General features: G+C 60.4%; 23 protein-coding genes and 1 pseudogene. 17 read left to right on the top strand and 7 right to left on the bottom strand.

Annotated elements, in window-relative coordinates; translation table 11 throughout:
- Positions 1-102: 102 nt before the first annotated feature.
- A complete protein-coding gene (locus NDJ82_RS03305) occupies positions 103-2,292 on the bottom strand; it encodes a patatin-like phospholipase family protein (RefSeq protein WP_250924925.1) in 2,190 nt (729 codons plus the stop codon).
- A gap of 84 nt (positions 2,293-2,376) precedes the next feature.
- Between NDJ82_RS03305 and NDJ82_RS03300 the strand changes: the two genes are divergently transcribed.
- Positions 2,377-2,664, top strand: coding sequence for an Rdx family protein (locus tag NDJ82_RS03300; protein ID WP_250924963.1), 288 nt, complete (start codon positions 2,377-2,379; stop codon positions 2,662-2,664).
- A gap of 39 nt (positions 2,665-2,703) precedes the next feature.
- Here NDJ82_RS03300 and NDJ82_RS03295 read toward each other — a convergent pair whose 3' ends face one another.
- The 3 genes and pseudogenes from NDJ82_RS03295 to NDJ82_RS03285 form a co-directional block, all read right to left on the bottom strand.
- Positions 2,704-2,985: a hypothetical protein gene (locus tag NDJ82_RS03295; protein WP_099584098.1), complete on the bottom strand. Its 282-nt coding sequence runs from the start codon at positions 2,983-2,985 to the stop codon at positions 2,704-2,706.
- A gap of 132 nt (positions 2,986-3,117) precedes the next feature.
- On the bottom strand, positions 3,118-4,002 hold the full coding sequence (locus NDJ82_RS03290) for a DMT family transporter (RefSeq protein WP_099584099.1): 885 nt from the start codon (positions 4,000-4,002) through the stop codon (positions 3,118-3,120).
- A 147-nt stretch (positions 4,003-4,149) separates the two neighbouring features.
- A pseudogene (locus tag NDJ82_RS03285) lies at positions 4,150-4,290 on the bottom strand (cupin domain-containing protein); the annotation flags it as partial.
- Positions 4,291-4,365: 75 nt separating this feature from the next.
- Here NDJ82_RS03285 and NDJ82_RS03280 point away from each other — a divergent pair.
- Positions 4,366-5,175 (top strand): UDP-2,3-diacylglucosamine diphosphatase, encoded by an 810-nt coding sequence (locus NDJ82_RS03280; protein WP_099584100.1) that lies wholly within the window; start codon positions 4,366-4,368, stop codon positions 5,173-5,175.
- 806 nt (positions 5,176-5,981) lie between these two features.
- Here NDJ82_RS03280 and NDJ82_RS03275 read toward each other — a convergent pair.
- From NDJ82_RS03275 to phhA, 3 genes are all read right to left on the bottom strand, one after another.
- Positions 5,982-7,175, bottom strand: a complete 1,194-nt coding sequence (locus NDJ82_RS03275) for an amino acid aminotransferase (protein ID WP_099584101.1) — start codon at positions 7,173-7,175, stop codon at positions 5,982-5,984.
- Positions 7,175-7,531, bottom strand: a complete 357-nt coding sequence (locus NDJ82_RS03270) for a 4a-hydroxytetrahydrobiopterin dehydratase (protein WP_158876892.1) — start codon at positions 7,529-7,531, stop codon at positions 7,175-7,177. Before NDJ82_RS03270 ends, NDJ82_RS03275 begins: the two co-directional genes overlap by 1 nt.
- Before the next feature lie 99 nt (positions 7,532-7,630).
- Positions 7,631-8,422, bottom strand: coding sequence for a phenylalanine 4-monooxygenase (gene phhA, locus NDJ82_RS03265; RefSeq protein WP_250924924.1), 792 nt, complete (start codon positions 8,420-8,422; stop codon positions 7,631-7,633).
- Positions 8,423-8,679: 257 nt separating this feature from the next.
- Here phhA and NDJ82_RS03260 point away from each other — a divergent pair, with 257 nt between their 5' ends.
- The 15 genes from NDJ82_RS03260 to NDJ82_RS03190 all read left to right on the top strand — a co-directional run bounded on the left by NDJ82_RS03260 (position 8,680) and on the right by NDJ82_RS03190 (position 26,332).
- A complete protein-coding gene (locus NDJ82_RS03260; protein WP_099584103.1) occupies positions 8,680-10,242 on the top strand; it encodes a sigma-54-dependent transcriptional regulator in 1,563 nt (520 codons plus the stop codon).
- Between the two features lie 326 nt (positions 10,243-10,568).
- On the top strand, positions 10,569-11,309 hold the full coding sequence (locus NDJ82_RS03255; RefSeq protein ID WP_099584104.1) for a flagellar basal body rod protein FlgF: 741 nt from the start codon (positions 10,569-10,571) through the stop codon (positions 11,307-11,309).
- A 62-nt stretch (positions 11,310-11,371) separates the two neighbouring features.
- Complete coding sequence (gene flgG, locus NDJ82_RS03250; RefSeq protein ID WP_076952969.1) at positions 11,372-12,157, top strand: flagellar basal-body rod protein FlgG; 786 nt, start codon at positions 11,372-11,374, stop codon at positions 12,155-12,157.
- A gap of 53 nt (positions 12,158-12,210) precedes the next feature.
- Positions 12,211-12,906 (top strand): flagellar basal body L-ring protein FlgH, encoded by a 696-nt coding sequence (gene flgH / locus NDJ82_RS03245; RefSeq protein ID WP_099584105.1) that lies wholly within the window; start codon positions 12,211-12,213, stop codon positions 12,904-12,906.
- A 27-nt stretch (positions 12,907-12,933) separates the two neighbouring features.
- Positions 12,934-14,022, top strand: a complete 1,089-nt coding sequence (locus NDJ82_RS03240) for a flagellar basal body P-ring protein FlgI (protein WP_081797739.1) — start codon at positions 12,934-12,936, stop codon at positions 14,020-14,022.
- 4 nt (positions 14,023-14,026) lie between these two features.
- Positions 14,027-15,298: a flagellar assembly peptidoglycan hydrolase FlgJ gene (flgJ, locus tag NDJ82_RS03235; RefSeq protein ID WP_250924923.1), complete on the top strand. Its 1,272-nt coding sequence runs from the start codon at positions 14,027-14,029 to the stop codon at positions 15,296-15,298.
- A gap of 10 nt (positions 15,299-15,308) precedes the next feature.
- On the top strand, positions 15,309-17,360 hold the full coding sequence (gene flgK, locus NDJ82_RS03230; RefSeq protein ID WP_112196376.1) for a flagellar hook-associated protein FlgK: 2,052 nt from the start codon (positions 15,309-15,311) through the stop codon (positions 17,358-17,360).
- A 14-nt stretch (positions 17,361-17,374) separates the two neighbouring features.
- Positions 17,375-19,015 (top strand): flagellar hook-associated protein 3, encoded by a 1,641-nt coding sequence (locus NDJ82_RS03225; RefSeq protein WP_250924922.1) that lies wholly within the window; start codon positions 17,375-17,377, stop codon positions 19,013-19,015.
- 276 nt (positions 19,016-19,291) lie between these two features.
- Positions 19,292-20,221 (top strand): ketoacyl-ACP synthase III, encoded by a 930-nt coding sequence (locus NDJ82_RS03220; protein ID WP_250924921.1) that lies wholly within the window; start codon positions 19,292-19,294, stop codon positions 20,219-20,221.
- A 265-nt stretch (positions 20,222-20,486) separates the two neighbouring features.
- A complete protein-coding gene (locus NDJ82_RS03215; protein ID WP_053133208.1) occupies positions 20,487-21,911 on the top strand; it encodes a flagellin N-terminal helical domain-containing protein in 1,425 nt (474 codons plus the stop codon).
- Positions 21,912-21,985: 74 nt separating this feature from the next.
- Positions 21,986-22,336, top strand: a complete 351-nt coding sequence (locus tag NDJ82_RS03210) for a flagellar protein FlaG (RefSeq protein ID WP_099584112.1) — start codon at positions 21,986-21,988, stop codon at positions 22,334-22,336.
- Positions 22,337-22,416: 80 nt separating this feature from the next.
- Complete coding sequence (gene fliD, locus NDJ82_RS03205; protein ID WP_112196374.1) at positions 22,417-23,817, top strand: flagellar filament capping protein FliD; 1,401 nt, start codon at positions 22,417-22,419, stop codon at positions 23,815-23,817.
- Between the two features lie 141 nt (positions 23,818-23,958).
- Positions 23,959-24,363 (top strand): flagellar export chaperone FliS, encoded by a 405-nt coding sequence (fliS, locus tag NDJ82_RS03200; RefSeq protein WP_099584114.1) that lies wholly within the window; start codon positions 23,959-23,961, stop codon positions 24,361-24,363.
- 26 nt (positions 24,364-24,389) lie between these two features.
- Positions 24,390-24,686 (top strand): flagellar protein FliT, encoded by a 297-nt coding sequence (gene fliT, locus NDJ82_RS03195; RefSeq protein ID WP_099584115.1) that lies wholly within the window; start codon positions 24,390-24,392, stop codon positions 24,684-24,686.
- Positions 24,687-24,856: 170 nt separating this feature from the next.
- Complete coding sequence (locus NDJ82_RS03190; RefSeq protein ID WP_099584116.1) at positions 24,857-26,332, top strand: sigma-54 dependent transcriptional regulator; 1,476 nt, start codon at positions 24,857-24,859, stop codon at positions 26,330-26,332.
- Positions 26,333-26,339: the final 7 nt, after the last annotated feature.

The following is a 26,339-nucleotide window of genomic DNA, read 5'->3' as shown; positions in this document are numbered from 1 at the left end:
CTAAACGCTGATTATGCCCGGCTGGCTTGCTGTGGTTAGCGGGCCTGTTGTGGTGAGCGGGCTAACCACAATTAAGCGCTTCAACACGGGTTCGGCGTAGCGTCAGAACGTCTGCCCCAGGTTCAGGTACACCGCCTTCTGATTATCGTCGTTGAACCCATAGCTGAAATTCAGGGGCCCCAACGGCGTATCAAACCCCAGGAAAATACTTGCAGCGTTGATATATCCGCTGTCGAACTCATTGTCGTTGTTCCATGCCCGGCCCCGCTCCAGGGATGCGCCCATATACAGTGGGAAATCCAACGGCAAGTAGGAACGCGGCGTCAGTCGGCGGTAGTAGACCGCACGCATCAGGCTGATGTTCTGCCCGGAAATTGCATCCTGGCGGAAGCCCGACAACTGCCGCGCACCGCCCAGCAGGAAGCTGGAAATCACCACATCCGAATCATCCAGGGTGCGCCCGTAGCGACCGCCCAGCACCAGCGTGTCCGGGCCATGGCTCATGGCCTTGTCCAGTTTGAATTCCCACTGTCGATAGCGCTGGTCCGAACCCAGTCCCGGTTCGAACTCGCGGTAGGCCAGGCCGATGTCTTCGCCGGTGTGCGGGAAGTACACGTTATCGAGGGAGTCGAAGGAGTACTTCAGCTCATAGAAACCTTCGCTGAAACTCAAGCTCGGCAGGTCGCGGTCGCCGATGCGCACATCCGCCTTGCCCCAGGCCTCGCCGACGCCGAAGCGGATCTCGCCACTGTTACCGATCTGGCGCCCCACGTTCAGGCCGAAACCATAGCGCTCCAGGCGGTATTCGGAGATGGGGTCGTTGTCCAGAATCAGCTCGACGTTCTGCGCCTGGGCGCTGAGGTAGGGCGCGATGAAGTAGCGTGAGCCCGCGTCCATCGGTTGGTAGAACTCGCTGTACAGTTCTTGCCGATCACCGATCTGTACCCGCGTGAGCCATTCAGCGCCGAGTCGGTTGATGCCGTTCATGCGGTAGCTCGCGCCAAGGTTGAAGGCGCTGTCGCCGCGCATATCGTCTGACAGGTTCAAGCCCAGGCGCAGGTAGTCGGTGCCGCTGCGCTTGCCGCGTGCACTGATCACCAGGGTGTTGTCCTGGCCCTTTTTCACCACGCGGTATTGCACCTGCTCGAAGTAATCCAGGCCATACAAGGTGCCCATGTCGGTTTGCAGGCGGCCGAGGTTCAAGGGTTCGCCCAGCGGTTGGCGGATGTAATAGCGGATCACGTCGTCGCTGACTTTCGAGTCGTTTTCCAGCCGGATCGCAGTGATCACCGGGGTGCGCTCGCCCGGCGTACGCGCGGCCGCCAGTTGGGGGTCAACCGGTTCGGCGGGGCGTAAATGGGCCAGGCGCAGATCGAGGGCGCGGGTGGCGCGGTAGCCGGCGTCGATCATGTCCTTGGCGCGGCCAAAGTCGGTCACGCCATAGGCCGCCAGGGGCGGCTGGATCAGCACGTCCTTGGGGTTGAGGGCCTTGAGTTGTTCCTCGGAGTTGCGCCGGGTCATCAGGGTGATGGACTGGTTGAGTACGTCCACCACGGTGGCGAGTTGCTTGCGCGAGCGCAGCGGGGTGCCGATGTCGACCACGATGGCGATATCCACGCCCATCTCCCGCGCCACATCCAGCGGGATGTTATCGGTCATGCCGCCATCCACCAGTAGCCGGCCATCCAGCTCGACCGGGGCGAACACTGCCGGAATCGACATACTGGCGCGGATCACCTGGGGCAGATGGCCCTTGCTGAACACCACTTTCTCGCCAGTCGTGATGTCGGTGGCCACGGCGCGGAAGGGGATCGGCAGCTTGTCAAAATTGCGCGTGTTGCTGCTGTGGGCGAACATGCTTTCCAGCAGCAGCGCCAGGTTCTGGCCCTGGATCACGCCGAGCGGAAGGCCGAGGCTGCCGTCATCGCGAAAGCTGAGCTTCTGCTTGACCAGGAAATCCCGGTCATCCTGCTTGCGCCGAAACGGCACGTCTTCACGCGGCGGTGCGTCGGACAACGCCTGCTGCCAGTCGATGCCGAGGGCGAGCTTTTCCAGTTCGTCGATCTTGTAGCCTGAGGCATACAGCCCACCAATCACCGCGCCCATGCTGGTGCCGGCGATGGCGTCGATATGGATGCCCTGTTCCTCCAGGGCCTTGAGCACGCCAATGTGCGCCAGCCCGCGGGCGGCACCGCCGGACAGCACCAGGCCGATTTTCGGGCGGGGCGGCTCTACGGCATCGGCAAGCAGGGGGACGAGGCACAGAAACAGGCAGGACAGCAGGCGGCGCATCAGGAATCTCAGGGCTGGGCGATAAAGGCCGGTATTATAGCCACTCGAACCTCATCCCTCGTCATGCCAGGAACTTGTCAAATGATGTCCGCCAGCAAACCAGAGATCGTGATCACCTATTGCACCCAGTGCCAGTGGCTGCTGCGCGCCGCGTGGTTGGCGCAGGAGCTGTTAAGCACCTTTGCCGATGACCTGGGCAAAGTGTCGCTGGAGCCGGCAACCGGTGGTGCGTTTCGCATCACCTGCGATGGCGTGCAGATCTGGGAGCGCAAGGCTGACGGCGGTTTCCCTGAGGCCAAGGCGCTCAAGCAGCGCGTGCGCGATCAGATCGACCCGCAGCGCGACCTGGGGCATAACGACCGCACACCGTGAAGGTCACCGCCATCGGCTGGCGGTGACGGACGGAGGCCGCTACTTGGCGGCCATCTTGCTTTTGATGAAGCCCACGATCAACGTCAGCACCAGGCCGCCGACGCCGCCGCCGACAATATTGCTGCCAACCGCCGCCACATCCAGCGCCTCGCCGCCCGAGGTACCTGTCAGCGCCGCAGCGACCTGGCCCAGTACGAGCCCGCCGATACCGCCCAGCATCGTATTGAGCCCGGTGCCCAGGCTTTGTTTGGTCATGCCGGCCACATTGCCGCCGACGACACCGCTGATGATTTGAACCAGCAAGCTGATAAACATTTCCATGGTGTAACCCCTGCATTGCGTTTAAGGAGTGACCACTCGCTTGCAGCAACTGCAGAGCACATCAAGGCTGTTGTCGGGCGGTCAGTTATCCGTTGAACGACTACAGACTGTTGCGGATGTTTAAAGTATAGATCAGGCCGTTGCAGTCGGCTGTTTGGCCTGGCTGGCGCTGCCCATCAGCCCTGACAGCACGATGGCGACGATGATCAGCGCGCCTCCCAGCAGCATGCGCAGGGTCGGGGTTTCGGCGAACAGCAGCCAGGCCACCGTGATCCCGTAGACCGGCTCCATGGCAAAAACCACGGAGGCGGTGCGCGCCTTGATCACCGCGAGGCTGGCGACAAACAGGCTGTGGGCCAGGCCGGTGCAGAACACGCCGAGCAGGCCGATCCACAACCAGTCCAGCGCACGCACATCCGCAAGTCCCGGTGCGGCTACGGGCAGCAGGCACACCGCGACTACCACGTTCTGACACAGTGCAGCCTGTACGGCAGGAATTCGCCCGGAGCTGGCGCGGTTATTCAGCGACAACAACGAGAACAACAGCCCCGAGGCGATGCCCCAGAGCAAACCGCCGGTGGCTTCGCTGGCCAGGTTGAAGTCCGGCGTCACCAGCACCAGGCCGACGGTGACGAGCGCCACCAGCACGACTTCATTGGCGCGAATGCGCTCGCGGAAGATCAGCCCTTCAAGGATCACGGTAAACGCCGGGAACGCGGTGAAGCCAAGGGTGGCGACGGCCACGCCCGCCACCTTGACTGCGATAAAGAAGGTTACCCAATGCGCGGCCAGTAATACGCCGCTGACCAGCAGGCGTTTCCAGTCGCGCAGTTCCAGGGTTTTCCACGGGGCATTGCTGGCGAAGCGCGCAAACACGGCCAGGGCAATGACGGCGAACGCGGCGCGACCGAAGACGATAATGGCCGGCGAGGCGGCCGCCAGCTTGCCGAATACACCGGTAAGACCAAACATCAATGCGCCGATATGCAAGGCGCCGAGGGCTGAACGGGGAGTCATTGCGATCCTTGAACCAACGGGGTAACAGAATCGCAGTCTAGAGGGTACGGGGGCGGACGTCTGTCGCGCAGCTCGCGATTTTTAGCGTAAGACTCGCCTTATGCCGAGCGCCGCAACGCGCCGGGAGAGGCGCCAAACTCGCGCAACGTGGTGGGCAGAAAAGGGCAGCACCATCACGCTGCTTTCGCGCACCTGGCTGCCACGGCCATCGACTTCCAAGTCCAGATGACCGGACAGCCCGAACACCAACTGCGCATGGTCATGGCTGTGGGCGACAGACGCTGTCATCAGACTGACGCACAGCTGTCATGGGCTATTAATCGCCAGGGCGCAAGCTCGCGAAAACAGCGTCGAGGGATGCCCATGACCAGTGCCGAGTTCACCAAACCCAGCCGCAAGCAGCGCGTACGCACCCTGTGGATCTCCGACGTGCACTTGGGCACCCGGGATTGCCAGGCCGAACATTTGTCGCACTTCCTCAAGGGCTACCACGCCGACAAGGTGTATTTGGTGGGCGATATCATCGACGGCTGGAAAATGCGCGGCGGCATGTACTGGCCCCAGGCTCACACCAACGTGATCCGCCGCTTGCTGACCATGGCCAAGCGTGGCACTGAGGTGATCTACGTCACCGGCAACCATGATGAGTTCCTGCGCCGCTATTCCAAACTGATCCTGGGCAATATCCAGTTGGTGGATGAGGCGGTGCACGTGACCGCCGATGGCCGGCATTTACTGGTGATCCACGGTGATCAGTTCGATGTCATCACCCGCTATCACCGCTGGCTCGCCTTCCTCGGCGACTCGGCCTACGAATTTACCCTCACGTTGAACCGCTGGTTGAACCACTGGCGTGCGCGGTACGGCTATGGCTATTGGTCGCTGTCGGCGTACCTGAAGCACAAGGTCAAAACCGCCGTGAGCTTTATCAGTGATTTCGAAGAAGCCATCGCCCATGAAGTGACCAAGCGCGAATTACATGGCGTGGTGTGCGGGCATATTCACCATGCGGAGATTCGCAAGGTCGGCGAGGTGGACTACCTCAATTGCGGTGATTGGGTGGAGTCGTGCACGGCGTTGATCGAACACTGGGATGGGAGCATCGAGTTGTATCGCTTGGCGGATGCACAGGCCAAGGAAGCGCTGCTCAAGGCAGAAATGGTCGCGGGCTAGCGGTCAACGCAGTCTAAAAGTGGGAGGGGGCTTGCCCCCGATGGCAGTGGATCAGTCAGCGCATTTGTTGCTGAAAGACTGCTATCGGGGGCAAGCCCCCTCCCACCTTGAGTCCCGGTTTTTTCAGATGCAGACGTCAGCGATGGCTTGGGCCGGCAGCGCCGAGGGTAGAGGTGTACTCGGGCAAAATGTGGGAAGGGGCTTGCCCCCGATGGCAGTGGGTCAGTCAGGCCATTTTTTGCTGAAAGACTGCTATCGGGGGCAAGCCCCCTCCCACACTTAATCCCGGTTTCGTCAGTTTGAGACGTCGGCGATAGCTTGGGCCGGCAGCGCCGAGGGTAGAGGTGTACTCGGGCAAAATGTGGGAGGGGGCTTGCCCCCGATGGCAGTGGGTCAGTCAGCGCATTTTTTGCTGAAAGATTGCTATCGGGGGCAAGCCCCCTCCCACCTTGAGTCCCGGTTTTTTTAGATGCAGACGTCGGCGATAGCCTGGGCCGGCAGCGCCGAGGGTAGAGGTGTACTCGGGCAAAATGTGGGAGGGGGCTTGCCCCCGATGGCAGTGGGTCAGTCAGCCCATTTTTTGCTGAAAGATTGCTATCGGGGGCAAGCCCCCTCCCACCTTGATTCCCGGTTTTTTCAGATGCAGACGTCGGCGATAGCTTGGGCCGGCAGCGCCGAGGGCAGAGGTGTACTCGGGCAAAATGTGGGAGGGGGCTTGCCCCGATGGCAGTGGGTCAGTCAGCCCATTTTTTGCTGAAAGATTGCTATCGGGGGCAAGCCCCCTCCCACATAAAGGCCCGGTTTTTTCAGTTGGAGACGTCGGCGATGGCCTGGGCCAGCTGAGCCAATCGCGTCGCGTCCGCCCCGGCCACATTTGCCCGCCCTGAACTGACCATATACACGCTGTGCTTCTCACGCAGTTGCTTGACCTGTTCGGCACTCAAGCCGGTATAGGAAAACATCCCGCGCTGCGCGCCAATGTGCGCAAACCGTTCGGCCAGACCATGGGGTGCCAGCGCCTCGACCAGTCCGGATCGCAACTGGGCGATCCGCGCACGCATGGTTTCGACTTCTTCACTCCAGAGTTTTTTCAGCTCCGCATCACCGAGGATGGTCGCGACCACCGCAGCACCATGATCCGGCGGCGTGGACCACAAGTTACGCGCGATATTCGCCAGTTGGCTGCGCACATCCGTGAGCTTCTCGGCATCTGCCGCACACACGATCAGTGCGCCGACCCGGTCGCTGTACAGGCCGAAGTTCTTCGAACAGGAACTGGTGACCAGCACTTCCGGCAATTCTGCAGCAAACAGTCGCACCGCCCAGGCGTCCTGCGCCAGGCCGTCGCCAAAACCCTGGTAGGCGAAGTCGATCAGCGGCAGCAACTGGCGCTCGCGCACGATTTGCAGCACCTGGCGCCAGTCGTCCTGGGACAGGTCGAAACCGGTCGGGTTGTGGCAGCAGGCATGCAGCAGGACCACGTCGCCCTGGGGCACGCTGGACAGGGTGGCCAGCATCGCCGCCACATCCAGGCGATTGTCGGCGCCTACATACGGATAGTGACTGACCTTGAGCCCGGCCTTGGCGAAAATGCTTTCGTGGATCGGCCAGGTCGGGTTGCTCAGCCACACGCCACGGCCTGGCAGGCTATGGGCGATGAAGTCGGCGCTCAGGCGCAGCGCGCCGGTGCCGCCTGGGGTCTGGGTGGCGCCGGCGCGGCGGTCGCGGATCAGTGTGGAGTCGGCGCCCAGCACCAGTTCGCGGATCAGCGCGCCGAAGCGGGCATCGCCATGGCCGCCGATGTAGGTCTTGGTGGTTTGGGTGTCGACCAGACGCTGCTCGGCGAGCTTCACCGAGTGCAGAATCGGCGTCAGGCCCTGGTCGTCTTTATAGACGCCTACGCCGAGGTCGAACTTGTCTGGGTTGGTGTCCTGGGCATACAGGTCCATCAGCCCGAGGATCGGGTCGCCGGGCACGCGGCCAATGGCATCGAAGTGCATTACTTGCGGCCCTCGGCGTCCTTGGCCACTTCGTCGGTGCGCGCGGCCATGATGAAGTCATTGCGGTGCAGGCCCTTGATGGAGTGGCTCCACCAGGTCACGGTGACCTTGCCCCATTCGGTGAGCAGGCCAGGGTGATGGCCTTCGGCTTCGGAGATGGCACCCATGGCATTGGTGAAGGCGAGGGCGAACTTGAAGTTCTTGAACAGGAAAACCTTTTCCAACTGCATTACGCCGTCGCGGACTTCGATGTTCCAGTCGGGGATCTGCTTGATCAGCACCGGCAACTCTTCATCGCTGACTTGCGGGGCATCGGCGCGGCAGGCTTCGCAGTGGGCTTGGTTCAAGGTGGTCATGTGGGATGTCCTGAATTCGAATGAGTGAAGATCAGTGGGCGTTACCCTAAAGCAACGCGGGGCCAGGGAACAGACTCACCTGGCCTTAAAAGACGCAGTTCAAGCAGCCTTTGGTTTGGGCGGGAACTTGGGGGCGTGCAAGCCAAGCTGCATGCCGTGCTCGACCATGCCCATGATGTCTTCCTGCGCCACGTCGAACAGGCGCTTGAGTTCGGGCAGTACGAAGTAGAGCGGTTGCAGGATGTCGATGCGATACGGCGTGCGCATCGCTTCCAGCGGGTCGAAGGCTTGATGCTCGGGCTCGTCCGACAGGCAGTACACGCTTTCCTTGGGCGACGACAAAATCCCGCCACCATAGATGCGTCGACCTGCGGGTGTGTCCACCAGGCCGAACTCGATGGTCATCCAGTACAGGCGCGCCAGGTACACCCGTTGCTCTTTGGTGGCCGCCAGGCCGAGCTTGCCGTAGGTGTGGGTGAATTCGGCGAACCAGGGGTTGGTCAGCAGCGGGCAGTGGCCGAAGATCTCGTGGAAAATATCCGGCTCTTGCAGGTAATCCAGTTCTTCGCGGGTACGAATAAACGTCGCCACCGGAAATTGCTTGCGGGCGAGCAGTTCGAAAAAGGTCTGGAAGGGGATCAGCGCGGGGACGCGGGCGACTTGCCAGCCGGTGGTCTCGGCCAGGACTTTATTGATTTCGCCCAATTGTGGGATGCGATCCAGGGGCAGGCCGAGTTTGTCGATGCCGTCCAGGTATTCCTGGCAGGCGCGGCCTTCGATCACTTTCAACTGGCGCGTGATCAGGGTGTTCCACACCGCGTGTTCTTCCGGCGGGTAATGGATAAAACCTTGCGCATCGGGCTCGCGGGCCACGTAGTGCGTCTGTTTCATACGGCTCTCCTGCTAGGCATTCGTTCTTGTTATGTCCTGCGATGAACCTATTGATAACCCTTGCAAGGCGAGATTCCATCCGCCGGTAAAGTGGATTTGTAGGAAATAACGCGGATTTTCGTAAAGTAATCGTTACGCATGTGCAGTTCGTCGCGGCATTGGGCTGGGAAAGGCACACAAACTGTCACATAATCTTGACGACTATCTGCGCCCAGCGTCAAAAAGACCCGGCGCCTACCCATTGTTCGGGCCCTTTCATGCGTATCAAAGTGCACTGCCAAAACCGCATCGGCATCCTGCGGGACATCCTCAACCTGCTGGTGGAGTACGGCGTCAACGTCGCCAAGGGCGAAGTCGGCGGCGAGCATGGCAATGCCATTTACCTGTTTTGCCCGAACCTGGTGAACATGCAGTTCCAGGCGCTGCGCCCGCAGTTCGAGGCGATTGCCGGGGTGTTTGGCGTGAAAAGGGTAGGGCTGATGCCCAGTGAGCGTAGGCACATGGAGCTCAATGCCTTGCTCGGCGCCTTGGAATTTCCAGTGCTGTCCATCGACATGGGCGGCTCCATCGTCGCTGCCAACCGTGCGGCGGCGCAGTTGCTCGGGGTGCGGGTGGACGAGGTGCCGGGCATTCCACTGTCGCGCTACGCCGAGGACTTTGACTTGCCGGAACTGGTGCGTGCGAGCAAGTCGCGGATCAATGGATTGCGGGTCAAGGTCAAGGGTGACGTGTTCCTGGCGGACATCGCGCCGCTGCAGTCCTCCGAGCACGATGACAGCGAAGCCATGGCCGGCGCCGTGCTGACCTTGCACCGCGCCGACCGCGTAGGCGAGCGCATCTATAACGTGCGCAAGCAGGAGTTACGCGGCTTTGACAGCATCTTCCAAAGCTCCAAAGTCATGGCGGCGGTAGTGCGTGAAGCCCGGCGCATGGCACCGTTGGATGCGCCGCTATTAATAGAAGGCGAAACCGGCACTGGCAAGGAACTGCTGGCCCGCGCCTGTCACCTGGCCAGCCCCCGTGGGCAATCGCCGCTGATGGCGCTCAATTGTGCCGGTCTGCCGGAGTCGATGGCCGAGACCGAGTTGTTCGGCTACGGCCCCGGCGCGTTCGAAGGCGCGCGGGCCGAAGGCAAGCTGGGGCTGCTGGAGTTGACGGCGGGCGGTACGTTGTTTCTCGATGGTGTGGGGGAAATGAGTGCGCGCCTGCAGGTGAAACTGCTGCGCTTTCTGCAGGACGGTTGCTTTCGTCGGGTGGGCAGTGATGAAGAGGTGTATCTGGATGTGCGAGTGATCTGCGCGACCCAGGTGGATTTGTCCGAACTCTGCGCCCGTGGCGAATTCCGTCAGGATCTCTATCACCGCCTTAACGTGCTGTCGCTGCACATCCCGCCGCTGCGCGAATGCCTGGATGGGCTGGGGCCTTTGGTTGAACACTTTCTCGATCAGGCCAGCCGCCAGATCGGTTGCCCGCTGCCCAAGCTCGCGCCGGCGGCGATGGAGCGGCTCAGCCACTACCATTGGCCGGGCAATGTGCGGCAGTTGGAAAACGTGTTGTTCCAGGCGGTGTCGCTGTGCGAGGGCGGGACGGTGAAGGTCGAGCATATTCGCTTGCCGGATTACGGCGTGCGTCAGCCACTTGGCGATTTTTCCCTGGAGGGTGGGTTGGAGGCGATTGTCGGACGCTTTGAGAAGGCGGTGCTGGAAAGTTTGTATGCCGAGCATCCGAGCAGCCGCCAGTTGGGGAAGCGCTTGGGGGTGTCGCACACCACCATCGCCAACAAACTGCGCGATCACGAAATTCTCAAGGTCGAAAAATAATCAACTGACGCTGTGGGGGCAAAATGTGGGAGGGGGCTTGCCCCCGATAGCCGTGTGTCACTCATACATCAGCAACTGAACCACCGTCATCGGGGGCAAGCCCCCTCCCACAATTGATCTTCGTCGTTTTCCTGACCGGTAGTTGCCGGAAGCGGCAGTAGTCCGCCGTTTTTTCGACTCTGGTACAACCTCGAAATACTTGCGCGTCCGTGAAAACCCTTGCCCTGCCTGCACTTTAGCCACTTTCACAAAGTTGGTTCGCAAATTGCTTAAGCCTCATCAGTACAGCGGTGGGCGGCAAGCCTGCGTCAGAAAGAGGAAAGAGTGTGGACAAGTACCTTTATGTGGCAATGACCGGCGCCAGCCAGAATGCACTGGCGCAGAAGGCCCATGCCAACAACTTGGCGAACATTTCCACCAACGGTTTTCAACGTGACCTGGAGCAGGCGCGTTCGATGCCGGTGTTCGGTGACAGCTTTCCGGCGCGGGCGTTTGCCTTGACCGAGCGTCCAGCCACTGACTTCACCCCTGGCGCGATGATCGAGACCGGCCGTGACCTGGACGTGGCCGTCAGCGGCGACGGCTGGATGGCGGTGCAGACCCCGGACGGCAGCGAAGCCTACGTGCGCAGCGCCAGCATGAACGTTGATGCATTGGGCGTGCTGCGCGCCGGCAACGGCATGCCGATCATGGGCAACGGTGGCCCGATTGCCGTGCCGCCCCAGCAGAAGATCGAAGTCGGCTCCGACGGCACCATCAGCATCCGCGCCATGGGCGAAGGCCCACGGGTGATGGCGGAAGTGGACCGGATCAAGCTGGTCCAGCCCGACCTCAAGAATATGAATAAAGGCCTCGACGGCACCATCCACACCAAGGATGGCCAGCCTGCCGTAGCCGATGCGACTGTCAAGCTGACCTCGGGTTTCCTGCAGGCAAGCAACGTCAATGCCGTGGAAGAGATGACGGCAGTGCTGGCGCTTTCCAAGCAGTTCGAGCTGCACATCAAGATGATGAACAGCGCCAAGGAAGACGACCAGGCCATGACTCGCGTCATGCAGATGAGCTGATCAGCGCTCACTCACTAATTTGCTAAACGGCGCCAACAAACAGGCGCACGAAGGAGAACACCATGCTTCCGGCTCTATGGGTTGCCAAAACAGGTCTGTCCGCCCAGGACACCAACCTGACGACCATTTCCAACAACCTGGCGAACGTATCGACCACGGGCTTCAAACGTGACCGCGCCGAGTTCCAGGACTTGCTCTATCAGATCAAGAAGCAGCCGGGTGCCCAGTCGACCCAGGACAGCGAACTGCCGTCGGGCCTGCAATTGGGTACCGGTGTGGCAATCGTCGGCACCCAGAAGAACTTCAGCGCCGGTAACCTGCAACAGACCGGTCAGCCGCTGGACATGGCCATCAACGGCCGTGGTTTCTTCCAGATCCTGCAACCGGATGGGACTACGTCCTACACCCGCGACGGTACTTTCCACCTGGATTCCAATGGCCAGATCGTCACCGCCAACGGTTTCGCCCTGGAGCCGGCCGTGATCGTGCCAGCCGATGCCAAGACTTTCACCGTCGGCAACGACGGCACCGTGTCCATCACCGTGGCCGGCAACCCGGCATCGCAAGTGATCGGCAACCTGCAAACCGCCGACTTCATCAACCCGGCCGGCCTGCAGGCCATGGGTAACAACCTGTTCCTGGAAACCGCCTCCAGCGGCGCGCCGCAGATCGGCACCCCTGGCCTGAACGGTTTCGGCACCACGCTGCAAAGCACCCTGGAAACCTCCAACGTGAGCACCGTGGAAGAGATGGTCAACATGATCACCACTCAGCGCGCCTACGAAATGAACTCCAAGGTGATTTCCACCGCCGACCAGATGCTCTCGTTCGTAACGCAGAATCTGTAATCAAGTCTATGGGGCGCTCTTGAGGGCGCCTGCTACACCGTGAGGTATGGGTCATGAATCGCTTTGTTTCCGTTTTGGCATTGAGTGGGATTGCCGTGCTCGCGGGCTGTGTCGCCCCGACGCCCAAACCCAATGACCCGTACTACGCGCCGGTGTTGCCGCGCACGCCGTTGCCGGCGGCTGCCAACAATGGCTCGATCTACCAGGCCGGTTTCGAACAGAACCTGTACAGCGACCGCAAGGCGTTCCGGGTGGGTGACATCATCACCATCACCCTCAACGAGCGCACCCAGGCCAGCAAGAACGCCAACTCCCAAGTGGGCAAGAACAGCACCGCCAGCCTTGGTTTGAGCTCGCTGTTTGGCGCTGTGCCCAACGTCAATAACCCGTTGAGCGATGGTGACCTGACCCTGAACGCCGGCTACAGCGGATCCCGTGCCACCGACGGCAAGAGCGCGGCAGGGCAGGGCAACAGCCTGACCGGTTCGATCACCGTGACCGTGGCCGATGTATTGCCCAACGGCATCATCGCCGTGCGCGGTGAGAAGTGGATGACCCTCAATACCGGTGACGAGCTGGTACGCATCGCCGGCATGGTGCGCGCCGATGACATCTCCACCGACAACACCGTACCGTCCACGCGGATTGCCGATGCGCGCATCACTTATTCCGGCACTGGCGCCTTTGCCGATGCGAGCCAGCCGGGCTGGTTCGACCGTTTCTTCCTTAGCCCGCTGTTCCCTTTCTAGGTGGCCACTTTGAAATTCAAACAGCTGATGGCGGCCGCACTCCTGCTTTCGTTGAGCGCTGTCGCCCAGGCCGAACGCCTGAAAGACATCGCGAGCATCTCCGGCGTGCGTTCCAACCAGTTGATCGGCTACGGCCTGGTGGTGGGGCTCAATGGTACGGGCGACCAAACCACCCAAACCCCGTTTACCTTGCAGACCTTCAACAACATGCTCTCGCAGTTCGGCATCAAGGTGCCGGCGGGCTCGGGCAATGTGCAGCTCAAGAACGTCGCGGCCGTGTCCATCAGTGCCGACTTGCCGGCGTTCTCCAAGCCTGGCCAGGTGGTGGACATCACCGTGGCTTCCATCGGTAACTCCAAAAGCCTGCGCGGCGGCACCTTGCTGATGACGCCGCTCAAAGGTATCGACGGCAACGTCTACGCCATCGCCCAGGGCAACCTGGTGGTGGGCGGGTTTGACGCCGAAGGTCGCGACGGTTCGAAGATCACCGTCAACGTGCCCTCGGCCGGTCGGATTCCTGGTGGCGCCACGGTGGAACGTACCGTGCCCAGCGGTTTCAACCAGGGCAACAGCCTGACCCTGAACCTCAACCGGTCCGACTTCACCACCGCCAAGCGCGTGGTCGACAAGATCAACGACATGCTCGGCCCTGGCGTGGCCCAGGCCATCGACGGCGGTTCGATCCGCGTGACCGCGCCGCTGGACCCAAGCCAGCGTGTGGATTACCTGTCGATCCTGGAAAACCTTGAAGTCGACCCAGGCCAGGCAGTGGCCAAAGTCATCATCAACTCGCGCACCGGCACCATCGTGATCGGCCAGAACGTCAAGGTATCGCCGGCTGCGGTGACCCACGGCAGTCTGACCGTGACCATCACCGAAGACCCGATCGTCAGCCAGCCTGGGCCGTTGTCCAATGGCCAGACGGCGGTCGTGCCGCGCTCGCGGGTCAATGCCCAACAGGAAGCCAAGCCGATGTTCAAGTTCGGCCCCGGCACCACGCTGGATGAGATTGTCCGCGCGGTGAACCAAGTGGGCGCGGCGCCTGGCGACCTGATGGCAATTCTTGAAGCTTTGAAACAGGCCGGCGCCTTGCAAGCCGACCTGATTGTGATCTGAGGCCATGGCCATGGATATGCGCAAGAGCGGGATCAGCAGCACGGCGGATTCGGGGTCTTACTCCGACCTGAACCGGCTTAACCAGCTCAAGGTCGGCGGCGACAAGAACAGCGAAGGCAACATGCGCAAAGTGGCGCAGGAGTTCGAGTCGCTGTTCGTGAGCGAGATGCTCAAATCGATGCGTTCGGCCACCGAGGCCCTGGGCAAAGACAACCCGATGAACACCCCGGCGGCCAAGCAGTACCAGGAGATGTACGACCAGCAACTGGCGGTGTCGATGTCGCGCGAGGGCGGTGGTATCGGCCTGGCCGACGTGCTCATGCGCCAGATGCAGAAGAACAAGCCGGTGGACGCTGCTGCGGCCACCTTGCAAGGTCCGGCAGCCGCAGAACCCGTCAAGAAAGTCGACGTGCCGACGGAAATTGCCGCCGGCACCCAGGCCGAAGGTCCGCTGGGTCGCTCCAATGGCCAGCGTCCGTTGTGGGCCTATCGTGTGGCCGAGCCTCAGGCCGGTGCCGCCGCTACCCACAGCAACGACATGGAACTGATGAACCAGCGCCGCATTGCCTTGCCAAGCAAGCTGGCCGATCGCCTGCTCGCCGGTATTGTGCCGAGCACCCAAGTGGCGGCCGAGGCCAAGACCGCGCCGCTGCGTAACAGTGCCGCCGACGACAACGTCATCAACAGCACCGCACGCAGTTTTGCCGTGCCCAATGACCGTATGCAGATCTACAGCCGCGCCGTGGCCCAGCCGCCACTGGCACCGGCGAAAAAGGCGTTCAGTTCGCAGGATGAATTTGTCGCCACCATGTTGCCGATGGCCAAGGCCGCGGCAGCGCGTATTGGCGTGGATCCGAAGTACCTGGTGGCCCAGGCCGCCCTGGAAACCGGTTGGGGCAAATCGGTGATGCGCGCCGAAGATGGCAGCAGCAGCCACAACTTGTTCGGTATCAAGGCCGGCCAGAGTTGGCAGGGCGGTCAGGCCCGTGCAATCACCAGCGAGTTTCGCGATGGCGCGATGGTCAAGGAAACGGCGCAGTTCCGTTCCTACGACTCCTACCAGGACAGCTTCCACGACCTCGTGACCTTGCTGCAAAGCAATGATCGCTATAAAGAAGTTGTGAAGTCGGCCGACAACCCGGAACAGTTTGTGCGCGAGTTGCAAAAAGCCGGTTACGCCACCGATCCGGCCTACGCCAGCAAGATTTCGCAGATCGCAAAAACGATGAACAGTTATCAGGATTACGCTGCCGCGGGCGCGACCACTCATTTATAAGGTCTGAACCATGAGTTTGCTCAATATCGGGATGTCGGGGCTAAACGCCGCTCAAGGATCGTTGTCGGTTCTGAGTAACAACATCGCCAACGCCAATACCGCGGGCTATTCGCGTCAGCAGACCACCCAGAGTGCGAACGCGAACAACCAGTACGGCGGCGTATTCATCGGCAGCGGCACCACCCTGGCCGACGTGCGCCGGGTCTATAACGAATACCTGGACACCGCCTACCAGAACAGCACCTCGCTCAACAGCGACGCCAAGGCGTATCTGGACCAGGTCAGTGCGGTCGACAAGACGCTGTCGGACAAGACCACCGGCATGTCCGCCGTGCTCAGCTCGTTCTTTGCCGCAGTGCAGACCGCCTCGGCCAGCCCGAACGATACGTCGGCCCGCCAGATCCTGCTCACTAACGCCCAGACGCTGACCAACCGGTTCAATGCGATCTCCAGCCAGTTGAGCCAGCAGAAAGAGACCATCAACAGCCAGTTGACCTCGATGAGCGATCAGGTCAACCAACTGACGTCGTCGATTGCGTCCCTCAACAAGCAGATCGCCCAGGTCCAGGGTTCGTCCAACACCACTCCGGCCAACCTGCTCGATTCCCGGGCTGAGGCCGTGCGTTCGCTCAATGAGTTGATCGGCGTGACCGCCACGGAAAAGAACGGCGTGTTCAGCGTCAGCACCGGCAGCGGCCAGTCCCTGGTGCTGGGCGATCAGTCCAGCAGCATTTCCGCGGTGCCGAGCAACAGCGACACCAGCCAGTACACGATCCAGCTCAATGCGCCGGGCGGTACGACCCTGGACCTGGGCAATGTGATCAGTGGCGGCAGCATCGGTGGCCTGCTGCGTTATCGCAGCGATGCGCTGATGCCAGCCATCAATGACCTGGGGCGTATCGCGCTTGTCACTGCCGATGCCCTCAACAGCCAATTGGGCCAGGGCCTGGACCTCAATGGCGAGTTCGGCGCCTCGATGTTCACCGACATCAACAACGCCGCCTCCGTTGCCCTGCGCAGCCAGGCAGCCCAAGGCAACCTGGGCGACGGCGCGCTGGGCGTGACGATCAAGGACAGCAGCCAACTGACCAACTTCGATTACAAGGTCAGCTTCAACGATGGTGCCAACCTCAATAAGGTCACGGTGCTGCGTTCCGACGGCAAGGCCATGGGCACGTATGACCTGAGTGCCACGCCGCCGCCGGTTATCGATGGGTTCACCCTGGCGGTCAAGACGGGAACAAACGTGCAGGCGGGCGACAGCTTCAAGGTCAGCCCGACGGCCAACGGCGCCAAGGAAATCGGCACCATCCTGACCGACCCGAGCAAGATTGCGTTTGCCGCGCCGTTGCAGGGCGAGGCGGGTAAAACCAACCAGGGCACCGGCACTTTTACGCCGCCGACGCTCACCGTGCCCTTGGACATCCAGGGCGGCGCCGACACCGCACAACTGCGCACCGGCATCGAACACTCGATGCCGGTGACGATGGTCTTCGCCAAACCGGCAGCCGATGGCACGCAGGCCTACACCCTCAGCAACGCCCAGGGTGATCCGATCGGTTCCGGCAGCATCGTGCCGGGGCAGACCAACAAGATCAGCATCAGCGTACCGATGCGTGATGCCAGCGGAACCTTGTTGTCGCCGGCCAAGAACTTCAGCTTCGACACCACGGTGGGCGGTTCGCCGGCCAACGGCGACAGCACCTCCTTCTCGTTCAATGCCTCCGGCAAGTCCGACAACCGCAACGCCCAGGCCCTGCTCAACCTGCAGACCAAGGCAACCGTAGGCCTGGCGGCCGATGGCAGTGGCGGCACCAGCCTGGTGGGGGCCAACAGCAAGTTGGTCTCGACCGTTGGCGCCAAGGCCGCAGCGGCCACCACGGACACCACGGCCACCAACGCGCTGTTGACGGCCAACAAGAACGCGCGCAACTCCGTCTCCCAGGTCAACCTGGATGAAGAAGCGGGCGACATGATCAAGTTCCAGCAGTACTACACAGCGTCGTCGCAGATCATCAAGGCTGCGCAAGAAACCTTCAGCACGCTGATCAATAGTCTTTAAGGGAGTCTGGGACGATGCGCATTTCTACACAGCAGTATTTCGACACCAGTGCCAGCAAGTATCAGAACAACTATTCGGGTGTGGTGCAGGCCCAGCAGCAAGCGAGTTCCGGCGTGCGTGTGCAGACCGCTTCGGACGATCCGGTAGCAGCCCAGCGCTTGCTGATGCTGCAACAGCAGAAAGACATGCTGTCGCAGTACAGCGGCAATATCACCAGTATCCAGAACAAGCTGACGAACGAAGAAAGCATCCTGGATGCGATCAACACCACAATCCAGGCCGGCAGCCAACTGGCGCTGCGTGCCGGCGGCGTGACCAGCGATGCTGACCGCAAGTCCATTTCGGTCGAAGTGGGCGCGCTTGAGGATCAACTGTTGGGCTTGCTCAACAGCAAGGATGCGGCCGGCAACTACCTGTTCTCCGGCTCCAAGACCGACACGCCGCCGTACTCGCGCAACAACGATGGCACATACAGCTATCAGGGTGATGAGAACGAGCTGAGCCTGCAGGTTTCCGAGACGCTGACGGTGCGCACCGGCGATACCGGCAAGACGATCCTGGAAGGGGCGGTCAACACCAGTCGCACCCAGGCCAATTACCTCGCGCCGGCTGCTGCGCCGGTGGCGCCGGCGATTTCGCCGCCGTTGGTCGACGACCACAAGGTCGCTATATCGAGCGGCCTGGTCACGTCGGGCTCCGACTACACCCGGCAGTTTGCCGACGGCCAGCCGTACAAGCTGACCTTCACCAGCAGCACCCAGTACGTCATTACCGACAAAGACAACAACGACATTACGTCGCAGGTTGACGGTAACGGCACGTTCGACTCCACCAAGGAAGGCAGCGCCAGCGTCAACCTGCGCGGCGTCAAGTTCGATATCACGGTAGACCTCACCGACCGCGCCACCGGGCCTGATGCCGATGCGCTGGTCAAGGGGCGTGAGTTCAGCCTCAGCGCCAAGCCTGATGGGTTCAATATCGCACGGACCGCGAGCAACACGTCCAGTGCGCAATTGACCAACGCCAGCGTCAGCAGTGCGGCCAGCTATTCGAGCACCTTTCCCAACAGCGGCGTATTGATCAAGTTCGACGACACCGACCCGAACGCCTACAAGGTCTATGCCCAGCCGTACACCGCTGGCAGCAAGCCGATTGTGGACAATGGCGTGGTCACCCCTGGCACCGGCACCCCGCCGGGCCCGAGCACCATCACGGCAGCGGGCGTCACCTTCGAACTGAGCGGTACGCCGAACGTCGGCGATCAGTTTTCGGTAGGCAACACCACCCAGAAAACCCAGAACGCCCTCGATACCCTGGGCCAACTGCGCAAGGCGCTGGAACAACCGGCGGACGGTATTCCGGGGGCGCGGGTCAAGCTTCAGAACGCGCTGAACGCTGCGGTCAGTAACCTCACCAGCTCGGCCGACCAGGTGGACAACGTGCGTGGCTCCATCGGTGCGCGGGAGAATGCGTTGACGGTGCAGGCCAGCGCAAACGCCAGCATCAGTTTGGCCAACACCACCACCATGAGCGCCTTGGCCAACGTCGACATGGGCGAGGCGGCGATCAACCTGACGCTGCAGCAAACCATGCTCGAAGCCTCGCAGCTGGCCTTCGTGAAAGTCTCGCAGTTGAGTCTGTTCAACAAGATGTAAGTGGCTTCAAGTCAAGCGGCCCGCTCTGGAAACAGAGCGGGCCGTTGTCGTTTCTGGGGCTAAATTGTTGAAACGTTTTGCATAAAGCACACAAAATTGAGTGACCTGTGAGTCATAAAGCGCATCTTCACTGTATCGTGTGAAAAGGATAAGTCGTCACAGGGTCCTTGCGGGGCGGCTTTCAGCGAGATTGTTATGGGGTTATCCCCTTTATTGTCAGCACTCCGGGCGCAGTCCTCGGGGTGTTCTCCAGCTATTTAGTATTGGGAAGCCACAATGATTGGCATAAAAAGCATCGCCAGTTACGTGCCGGCAGACGGGATCGATAACTACGCCCAGGGTGCCAAATTCGCCAAGGATGAAGAATTCATCATTGGCAAGATCGGTTCGGCGTTCCTGCCGCGCAAGGAAGCCGCCCAGGAAACTTCCGATCTGTGTGTCGAGGCGGTCAACGCTTTGTTTGCCAACAACCCGGACCTGAAGCGCGAATCGATTGACGCGCTGATTGTCGTCACCCAGAACGGTGATGAAGAGGGTTTGCCCCACACCGCCGCCATCGTCCAGGACAAGCTGGGCCTGCCGACGCATGTGGCGGCCTTTGATATTTCCCTGGGCTGCTCCGGCTACGTCTACGGCATCTACGCGATGAAGGGCTTCATGGAAGCCACCGGCCTGAAAAACGGCCTGCTCATCACCGCCGACCCGTATTCGAAGATCGTCGACCCGGAAGACCGCAACACCACCATGCTGTTCGGCGATGCCGCCACCGCCACCTGGATGGGCGAAGACGCGCCGTGGTTGCTGGGCAAGTCCAAGTTCGGCACCGACGGTTCCGGCGCGCCGCACTTGAAGGTCAGCGATGGCGTGTTCTTCATGAACGGCCGCCAAGTGTTCAACTTCGCTTTGCTCAAGGTCCCGGCGCATTTGCACGAGCTGCTCAAAGAGTCGGACCTCAAGGCTGATGAGATTGACGCGTTCTGCATCCACCAGGGCAGTGCGGCGATTGTCGACGCCGTGGCGCGCCGCTTTGAAGATGCACCCGTGGAGAAGTTCATCAAGGACATGGTCGAGACCGGTAACACCGTGTCGTCGAGCATTCCACTGCTGCTGGAAAAGCATGTGATGGACGCCACCTGGAAGCGCGTGGCCATCAGCGGTTTTGGTGTGGGCCTGTCGTGGGGTTCGGCGATTTTGTATCGCCCGTGACCCTTTAGCAGGGCCTATAAAAAAACGCCGATGATCGAGAGATCATCGGCGTTTTTTATTTGGCGCCAGAAACACCAATGAAATAGGGGGTTTGCGTCTGCGTAAACCCTTGAATTGCAAGGGGTGGCACGGCGCCAGTAAAAAAAATCAAAAAAATCCTCAAGCAACTGCCCACCACGACGATAACTATTACGTAGGTTCTCAGGCCACACCCGGCGGTTGCCAGGGCCGGAAGCCGCAGTATCCATCCAACGAGGATTTCGTCATGGCTTTAACAGTAAACACCAACATTGCTTCGATCACTACTCAGGGCAACCTGAACAAAGCTGGCGGCGCCCTGGCCACTTCCATGCAGCGCCTGTCTTCCGGCCTGCGTATCAACAGCGCTAAAGACGACGCTGCCGGCCTGCAGATCGCTAACCGCCTGACCAGCCAAATCAACGGCCTGGGCCAAGCAGTAAAAAACGTGAACGACGGTATCTCCATCGCTCAGACCGCTGAAGGCGCGATGCAGGCTTCGACCGACATCCTGCAAAAAATGCGTACCCTGGCTCTGTCTTCCGCTACTGGCTCCCTCAGCGCTGACGACCGTAAGTCGAACAACGACGAATACCAGGCTCTGACTTCGGAACTGACCCGTATCTCGCAAACCACTACTTTCGGTGGCCAGAAGCTGCTGGACGGTTCGTACGGTACCAAAGCTATCCAGGTTGGCGCCAACGCTAACGAAACCATCAACCTGAGCCTGGAAAACGTTGCAGCCAACAACATTGGTTCGCAGCAGGTCAAAACCAAGGCCATCGTGCCTAGCGCAACTGGCCTGGCTGGCGGCGACATCACTGTTACCGGCAACGGTCAGACCAAAACCGTAACTTACGCTGCAGGCGCTTCGGCTAAAGACATCGCTGCGGGCCTGAACGGTTCGATCGGTGGCCTGACTGCTACCGCCAGCACTGAAGTCAAACTGGAAGTAGGCGCTGCCACTCCGTCGAACTTCAAACTGGCTGTAGGTAGCGGTAATGCTGTTGATTTCGTCGGCGTGAAGGACCTGGCCGGCCTGGCTGACCAGCTGAAATCGAACGCTGCCAAACTGGGCATCAGCGTTAACTACGACGAATCCAACAAAACCCTGTCGGTCAAGTCGGATTCCGGCGAAAACCTGTCGTTCTCCGGTGCTGATGCCAACGCCCAGACCAACATCCTGGTTGGCGCTAAAGACGGCGCTGGCGCATTCGCCACCCCGGCTGCTCTGGGTGCTGCTGCAATCGTTGTGACCGGTCAGGTTTCCCTGGACTCGGCTAAAGGCTACTCCCTGAGCGATGCTGGTACTGGTGTATCGGACCTGTTCTCGGCTGCTACCGTTTCGTCGACCAAGACCACCATCTCTAACACCGACGTGACCGACGCTACCAACGCTCAAAACGCGCTGGCTGTTATCGACAAGGCCATCGGCACTATCGACGGCGTTCGTTCGGGCCTGGGTGCTACCCAGAACCGTCTGACTACCACTGCAGACAACCTGCAGAACATTCAGAAGAACTCCACCGCTGCACGTTCCACCGTTCAGGACGTCGACTTCGCTTCCGAAACCGCCGAACTGACCAAGCAACAAACCCTGCAGTCGGCTTCCACCGCGATCCTGTCGCAGGCTAACCAGCTGCCATCTGCTGTACTGAAGCTGCTTCAGTAATCCCAGCGCTTGGTAACTAACGGAAGGGCGCGTCTACGTGCCCTTCCGTTTTTTCGGTTTAGAGGAGATTGGACATGGACATGAGTGTAAAGCTGAACCAGTCTTATCCGCCGGTTGCACCTCAAAGCGCACCTGCCAAGGTAGTGACTGACAACAGTGTCAAGAATGTCCAGGCAACGCCCGCGATCAGCCAAGAGCCCGCACGCGCCGACCTGGAAAAAGCAGTAACCGATATTCGTGATTTCGTTCAGGCCACTCAGCGTAGCCTGGACTTTTCCATTGATGACTCCACCCACCGCGTGGTGGTCAAGGTCATCAATACCGACAATGGTGAAGTGATTCGCCAGATTCCGTCGGAAACAGCCTTGAAGCTGGCACAGAACCTCAGCAGCGCAAGCAACTTGTTGTTTGACGACAAGGTCTGAGCTGGCATGAAACTTGTTGCTGTCTGGTCTTGAGGCGTAATAAGTCAAGATAACGGCAGCCACCGAACAGGAGATAGATGATGGCGGGTTCAACGGTAAGTGGTATCGGTTCGAACATCGATACGCAAGCGATCGTGACATCCTTGGTCAACGCCGAAAAGGTGCCCAAGCAAACGCAGATCAATACCGCGTCTGCGAAGGCGACCACCACGCTGTCTTCGATCGGCAAGGTTCAGGCCGCTCTGGATGCGTTCCGCAATGCTCTGGACACCATGTCCAAGGACAGCAGTTTCACCGGCTTGAGCGGTTCGTCGTCGGATGAAAAGACCGCGACCATGACGGCCAGCAATACGGCCTCGAACGGCAGCTTCCGATTGATCGTCGACCAGTTGGCCCAGGCGTCAAAGCTGTCGAGCAAGAACTTCAGCGGTGGCACCTCGACGGTAGTCAACGCGACGGACAAGTCGACGACACTGACCATTACTCAGTCGGGCAAGGCTTACGACCTCAATGTTCCAGCGGGGGCGACCCTGCAGCAGGTGCGTGACTCGATCAATACCCAGTTTGGTACTTCGGGGCTGAGCGCCAACATTCAAACCGACTCCAACGGTTCGCGATTGATCCTGACCTCTACCACCATGGGGACCGGCTCGGACCTTACTCTCTCTGGCACCTCGGGGCTGGATGTGGGTGCCACGGTCGTCGAACAGCCCAAGGATGCGCTCTACAGCATCGATGGGGTTGCGTCTGTGTCCAAGACCAACAGCATCGAGGGCGCGCTCAGTGGCGTGAACATCAAGCTGGTGGCTGTATCGGCAGTCAAAACCGGTGACACAAGTGATCCGCCGGTGAAAAACGCCACGCTGATTACCGTAAGCACCAACAACACCGCACTCAAGTCCGGGGTCAAGGGTTTCATTGACACCTACAACGCCCTGATCACCGCCATGAACGCCGAAACCAAGGTCACTACGAACCTGGACGGCAGCACCACGGCGGCAGCGTTGACCGGCGACTCGACCATGCGTTCGTTGCAGAGCACGATCCGCAATGAGTTCAACACGCTGTCGGGCACCGGTGCGTTCAAGTCCCTGGCGCAGTTCGGCGTGACCACCAGTTCGAGCACGGGCCTACTGGCGATCGATGACAAGAAGTGGGACGCGGCGGTTAAAACCAACGGCGCCGACATCAACAGCATGTTCAGCGGTAAGGACGGCATGTTGGCGAGGATGAAAAGCGCCACGGATGACTTTGCCAAGGCGAGTACCGGTATCCTGGCGACGCGTTCGACATCCTTGTCGAATACGCTGAAGGACCTGACCAAGGACCAGGCCACGCTCGACGAGCGCATGACCCTGCTCACCAACAGCCTGTCGGCCAAGTACAACGCCATGGACACCCTGGTCGCCCAACTGCGCCAGCAAAGCACCAGCGTCATGACCACGCTCAATGCGCTGAATAACGTCAAGACCAATACTTGATCCCCTGCTGAACAAAAAAGGCCAGGCAATCTGCCTGGCCTTTTTTTATCGCGGGACGACGGGGGCTAAAGCTTTTTGCGAACCCGTCGACATATTGGTTACTAGAATCCTTTTCGCTGTCGCCTGTCACGAGGTAGAAACATGAATCCCATGAGAGCCCTTCGCCAATACCAGAAGGTCAATTCCCATGCTCAGATCTCCGAAGCCAGCCCGCATCGCCTGGTGCAAATGCTGATGGAAGGCGGGCTCGACCGTATGGCACAGGCCAAGGGCGCGCTGGCGCGTGGCGACATCGCCCAGAAGGGCCTGATGCTCGGCAAGGCCATCGACATCGTGATCGGCCTGCGCGACGGCCTGGACGCTGAAAAGAGTGATAACCCGGCTTACGTCCAACAGCTGGAGAGTCTGTACGCCTACATGACCAACCGTCTGATGGAAGCCAACCTGCATAACGACGTCGACATGATCGACGAAGTGGCTCGTTTGATGATTACCGTTAAAGAAGGCTGGGATGCGATTGGCGCCCCACAGGCCACCGCAGAATAAGGCCTGGGTGCCTTGAGGAACACGTCATGAGCCACGCACTGCAACGCATTGATGAAACCCGTGAGGCGCTGATGGGCGCGCTGGCGGACCGTAACTGGGACGCCATCGGCGAGCTGGATATGGGCTGTCGCGACGTGATCGAGCAGGTGCTCAGTGAGGCGCCGGTAGACGAAGATGCGTTGCGTGAGAAGCTTGAGAGCCTGTTGGCGGTCTACCAGCAATTGCTGCAGGTGACGACGGGCGAAAGGCAGGCTATTTTTGAAGAGATGTCGCAGATCAACCAAGCTAAAAATGCGTCAAAGGTTTACCATCTGTTCGGCTGAATGGCTCAGTTAATCCGAACGGCGCGTCATATATTTGACTGTGCTCGCATTTTTGACTTAACTAGTGCTGTTTTCAGATTTCAGACGTCTAGTAGGGTAAGAAGTCTTACAGGCGCCTCGATTGCCCTCAATCTCGGGGCAGGAAGTTTTACTAGGGAAGTTGCTATTGCATGTGGCGTGAAACCAAAATTCTGCTGATCGATGACGATAGCGTCCGCCGCCGCGACCTGGCGGTGATTTTGAATTTTCTTGGCGAAGAAAATCTGCCCTGCGGTAGCCATGACTGGCAGCAGGCGGTCAGCTCGTTGTCATCGAGCCGTGAAGTCATTTGTGTGCTGATCGGGACGGTAAACGCTCCAGGCGCTGTTTTGGGCTTGTTAAAGACACTGTCTACCTGGGATGAGTTCCTTCCCGTGTTGCTGATTGGCGATATTTCTTCTGTCGAGCTGCCGGAAGACCAACGCCGCCGCGTACTTTCCAGCCTGGAAATGCCCCCCAGCTACAGCAAATTGCTTGATTCCCTGCACCGTGCCCAGGTCTATCGCGAGATGTACGACCAGGCCCGCGAGCGCGGTCGCCACCGCGAACCCAACCTGTTCCGCAGCCTCGTCGGCACCAGCCGCGCCATCCAGCACGTGCGCCAGATGATGCAGCAAGTGGCCGATACCGACGCCAGTGTGCTGATCCTCGGCGAGTCGGGCACCGGCAAGGAAGTGGTCGCACGCAACCTGCACTACCACTCCAAGCGCCGCGACGGGCCATTCGTGCCGGTCAACTGCGGGGCGATCCCGGCAGAGCTGCTTGAAAGCGAACTGTTCGGCCACGAGAAGGGCGCCTTTACCGGGGCGATCACCAGCCGTGCCGGGCGTTTCGAGCTGGCCAACGGCGGCACCCTGTTCCTCGACGAAATCGGCGACATGCCGCTGCCGATGCAGGTCAAGCTGCTGCGCGTGTTGCAGGAGCGCACCTTCGAGCGCGTGGGCAGCAACAAGACCCAGAGCGTCGACGTGCGCATCATCGCCGCTACCCACAAGAACCTTGAAAGCATGATCGAGGTGGGCAGCTTCCGCGAAGACCTCTACTACCGCCTCAACGTCTTCCCAATCGAGATGGCCCCGCTGCGTGAGCGCGTGGAAGACATCCCGCTGCTGATGAACGAACTGATCTCGCGCATGGAACACGAAAAGCGCGGTTCGATTCGCTTCAACTCTGCCGCCATCATGTCCCTGTGCCGCCACGGCTGGCCGGGTAACGTGCGCGAGCTGGCCAACCTGGTGGAGCGCATGGCGATCATGCACCCGTACGGTGTGATCGGCGTGATCGAGTTGCCGAAGAAATTCCGCTACGTCGATGATGAAGACGAGCAGATGGTCGACAGCCTGCGCAGCGACATGGAAGAGCGTGTCGCCATCAACGGCCACACGCCGGACTTTGGTTCAACCGCCATGCTGCCGCCCGAAGGCCTGGACCTCAAGGACTACCTCGGCAACCTGGAACAAGGCTTGATCCAACAGGCCCTGGACGACGCCAACGGCATCGTCGCCCGCGCCGCCGAGCGCTTGCGCATCCGCCGAACCACCCTGGTGGAGAAGATGCGCAAGTACGGCATGAGTCGTCGGGAAGGCGATGAACAGGCGGATGATTGACGCCTGA

This window comes from Pseudomonas sp. SR18 (assembly GCF_023701505.1).
GTDB classification, from domain to species: domain Bacteria; phylum Pseudomonadota; class Gammaproteobacteria; order Pseudomonadales; family Pseudomonadaceae; genus Aquipseudomonas; species Aquipseudomonas cyclaminis.
This window is presented reverse-complemented; position numbering and strand designations above follow the sequence as displayed.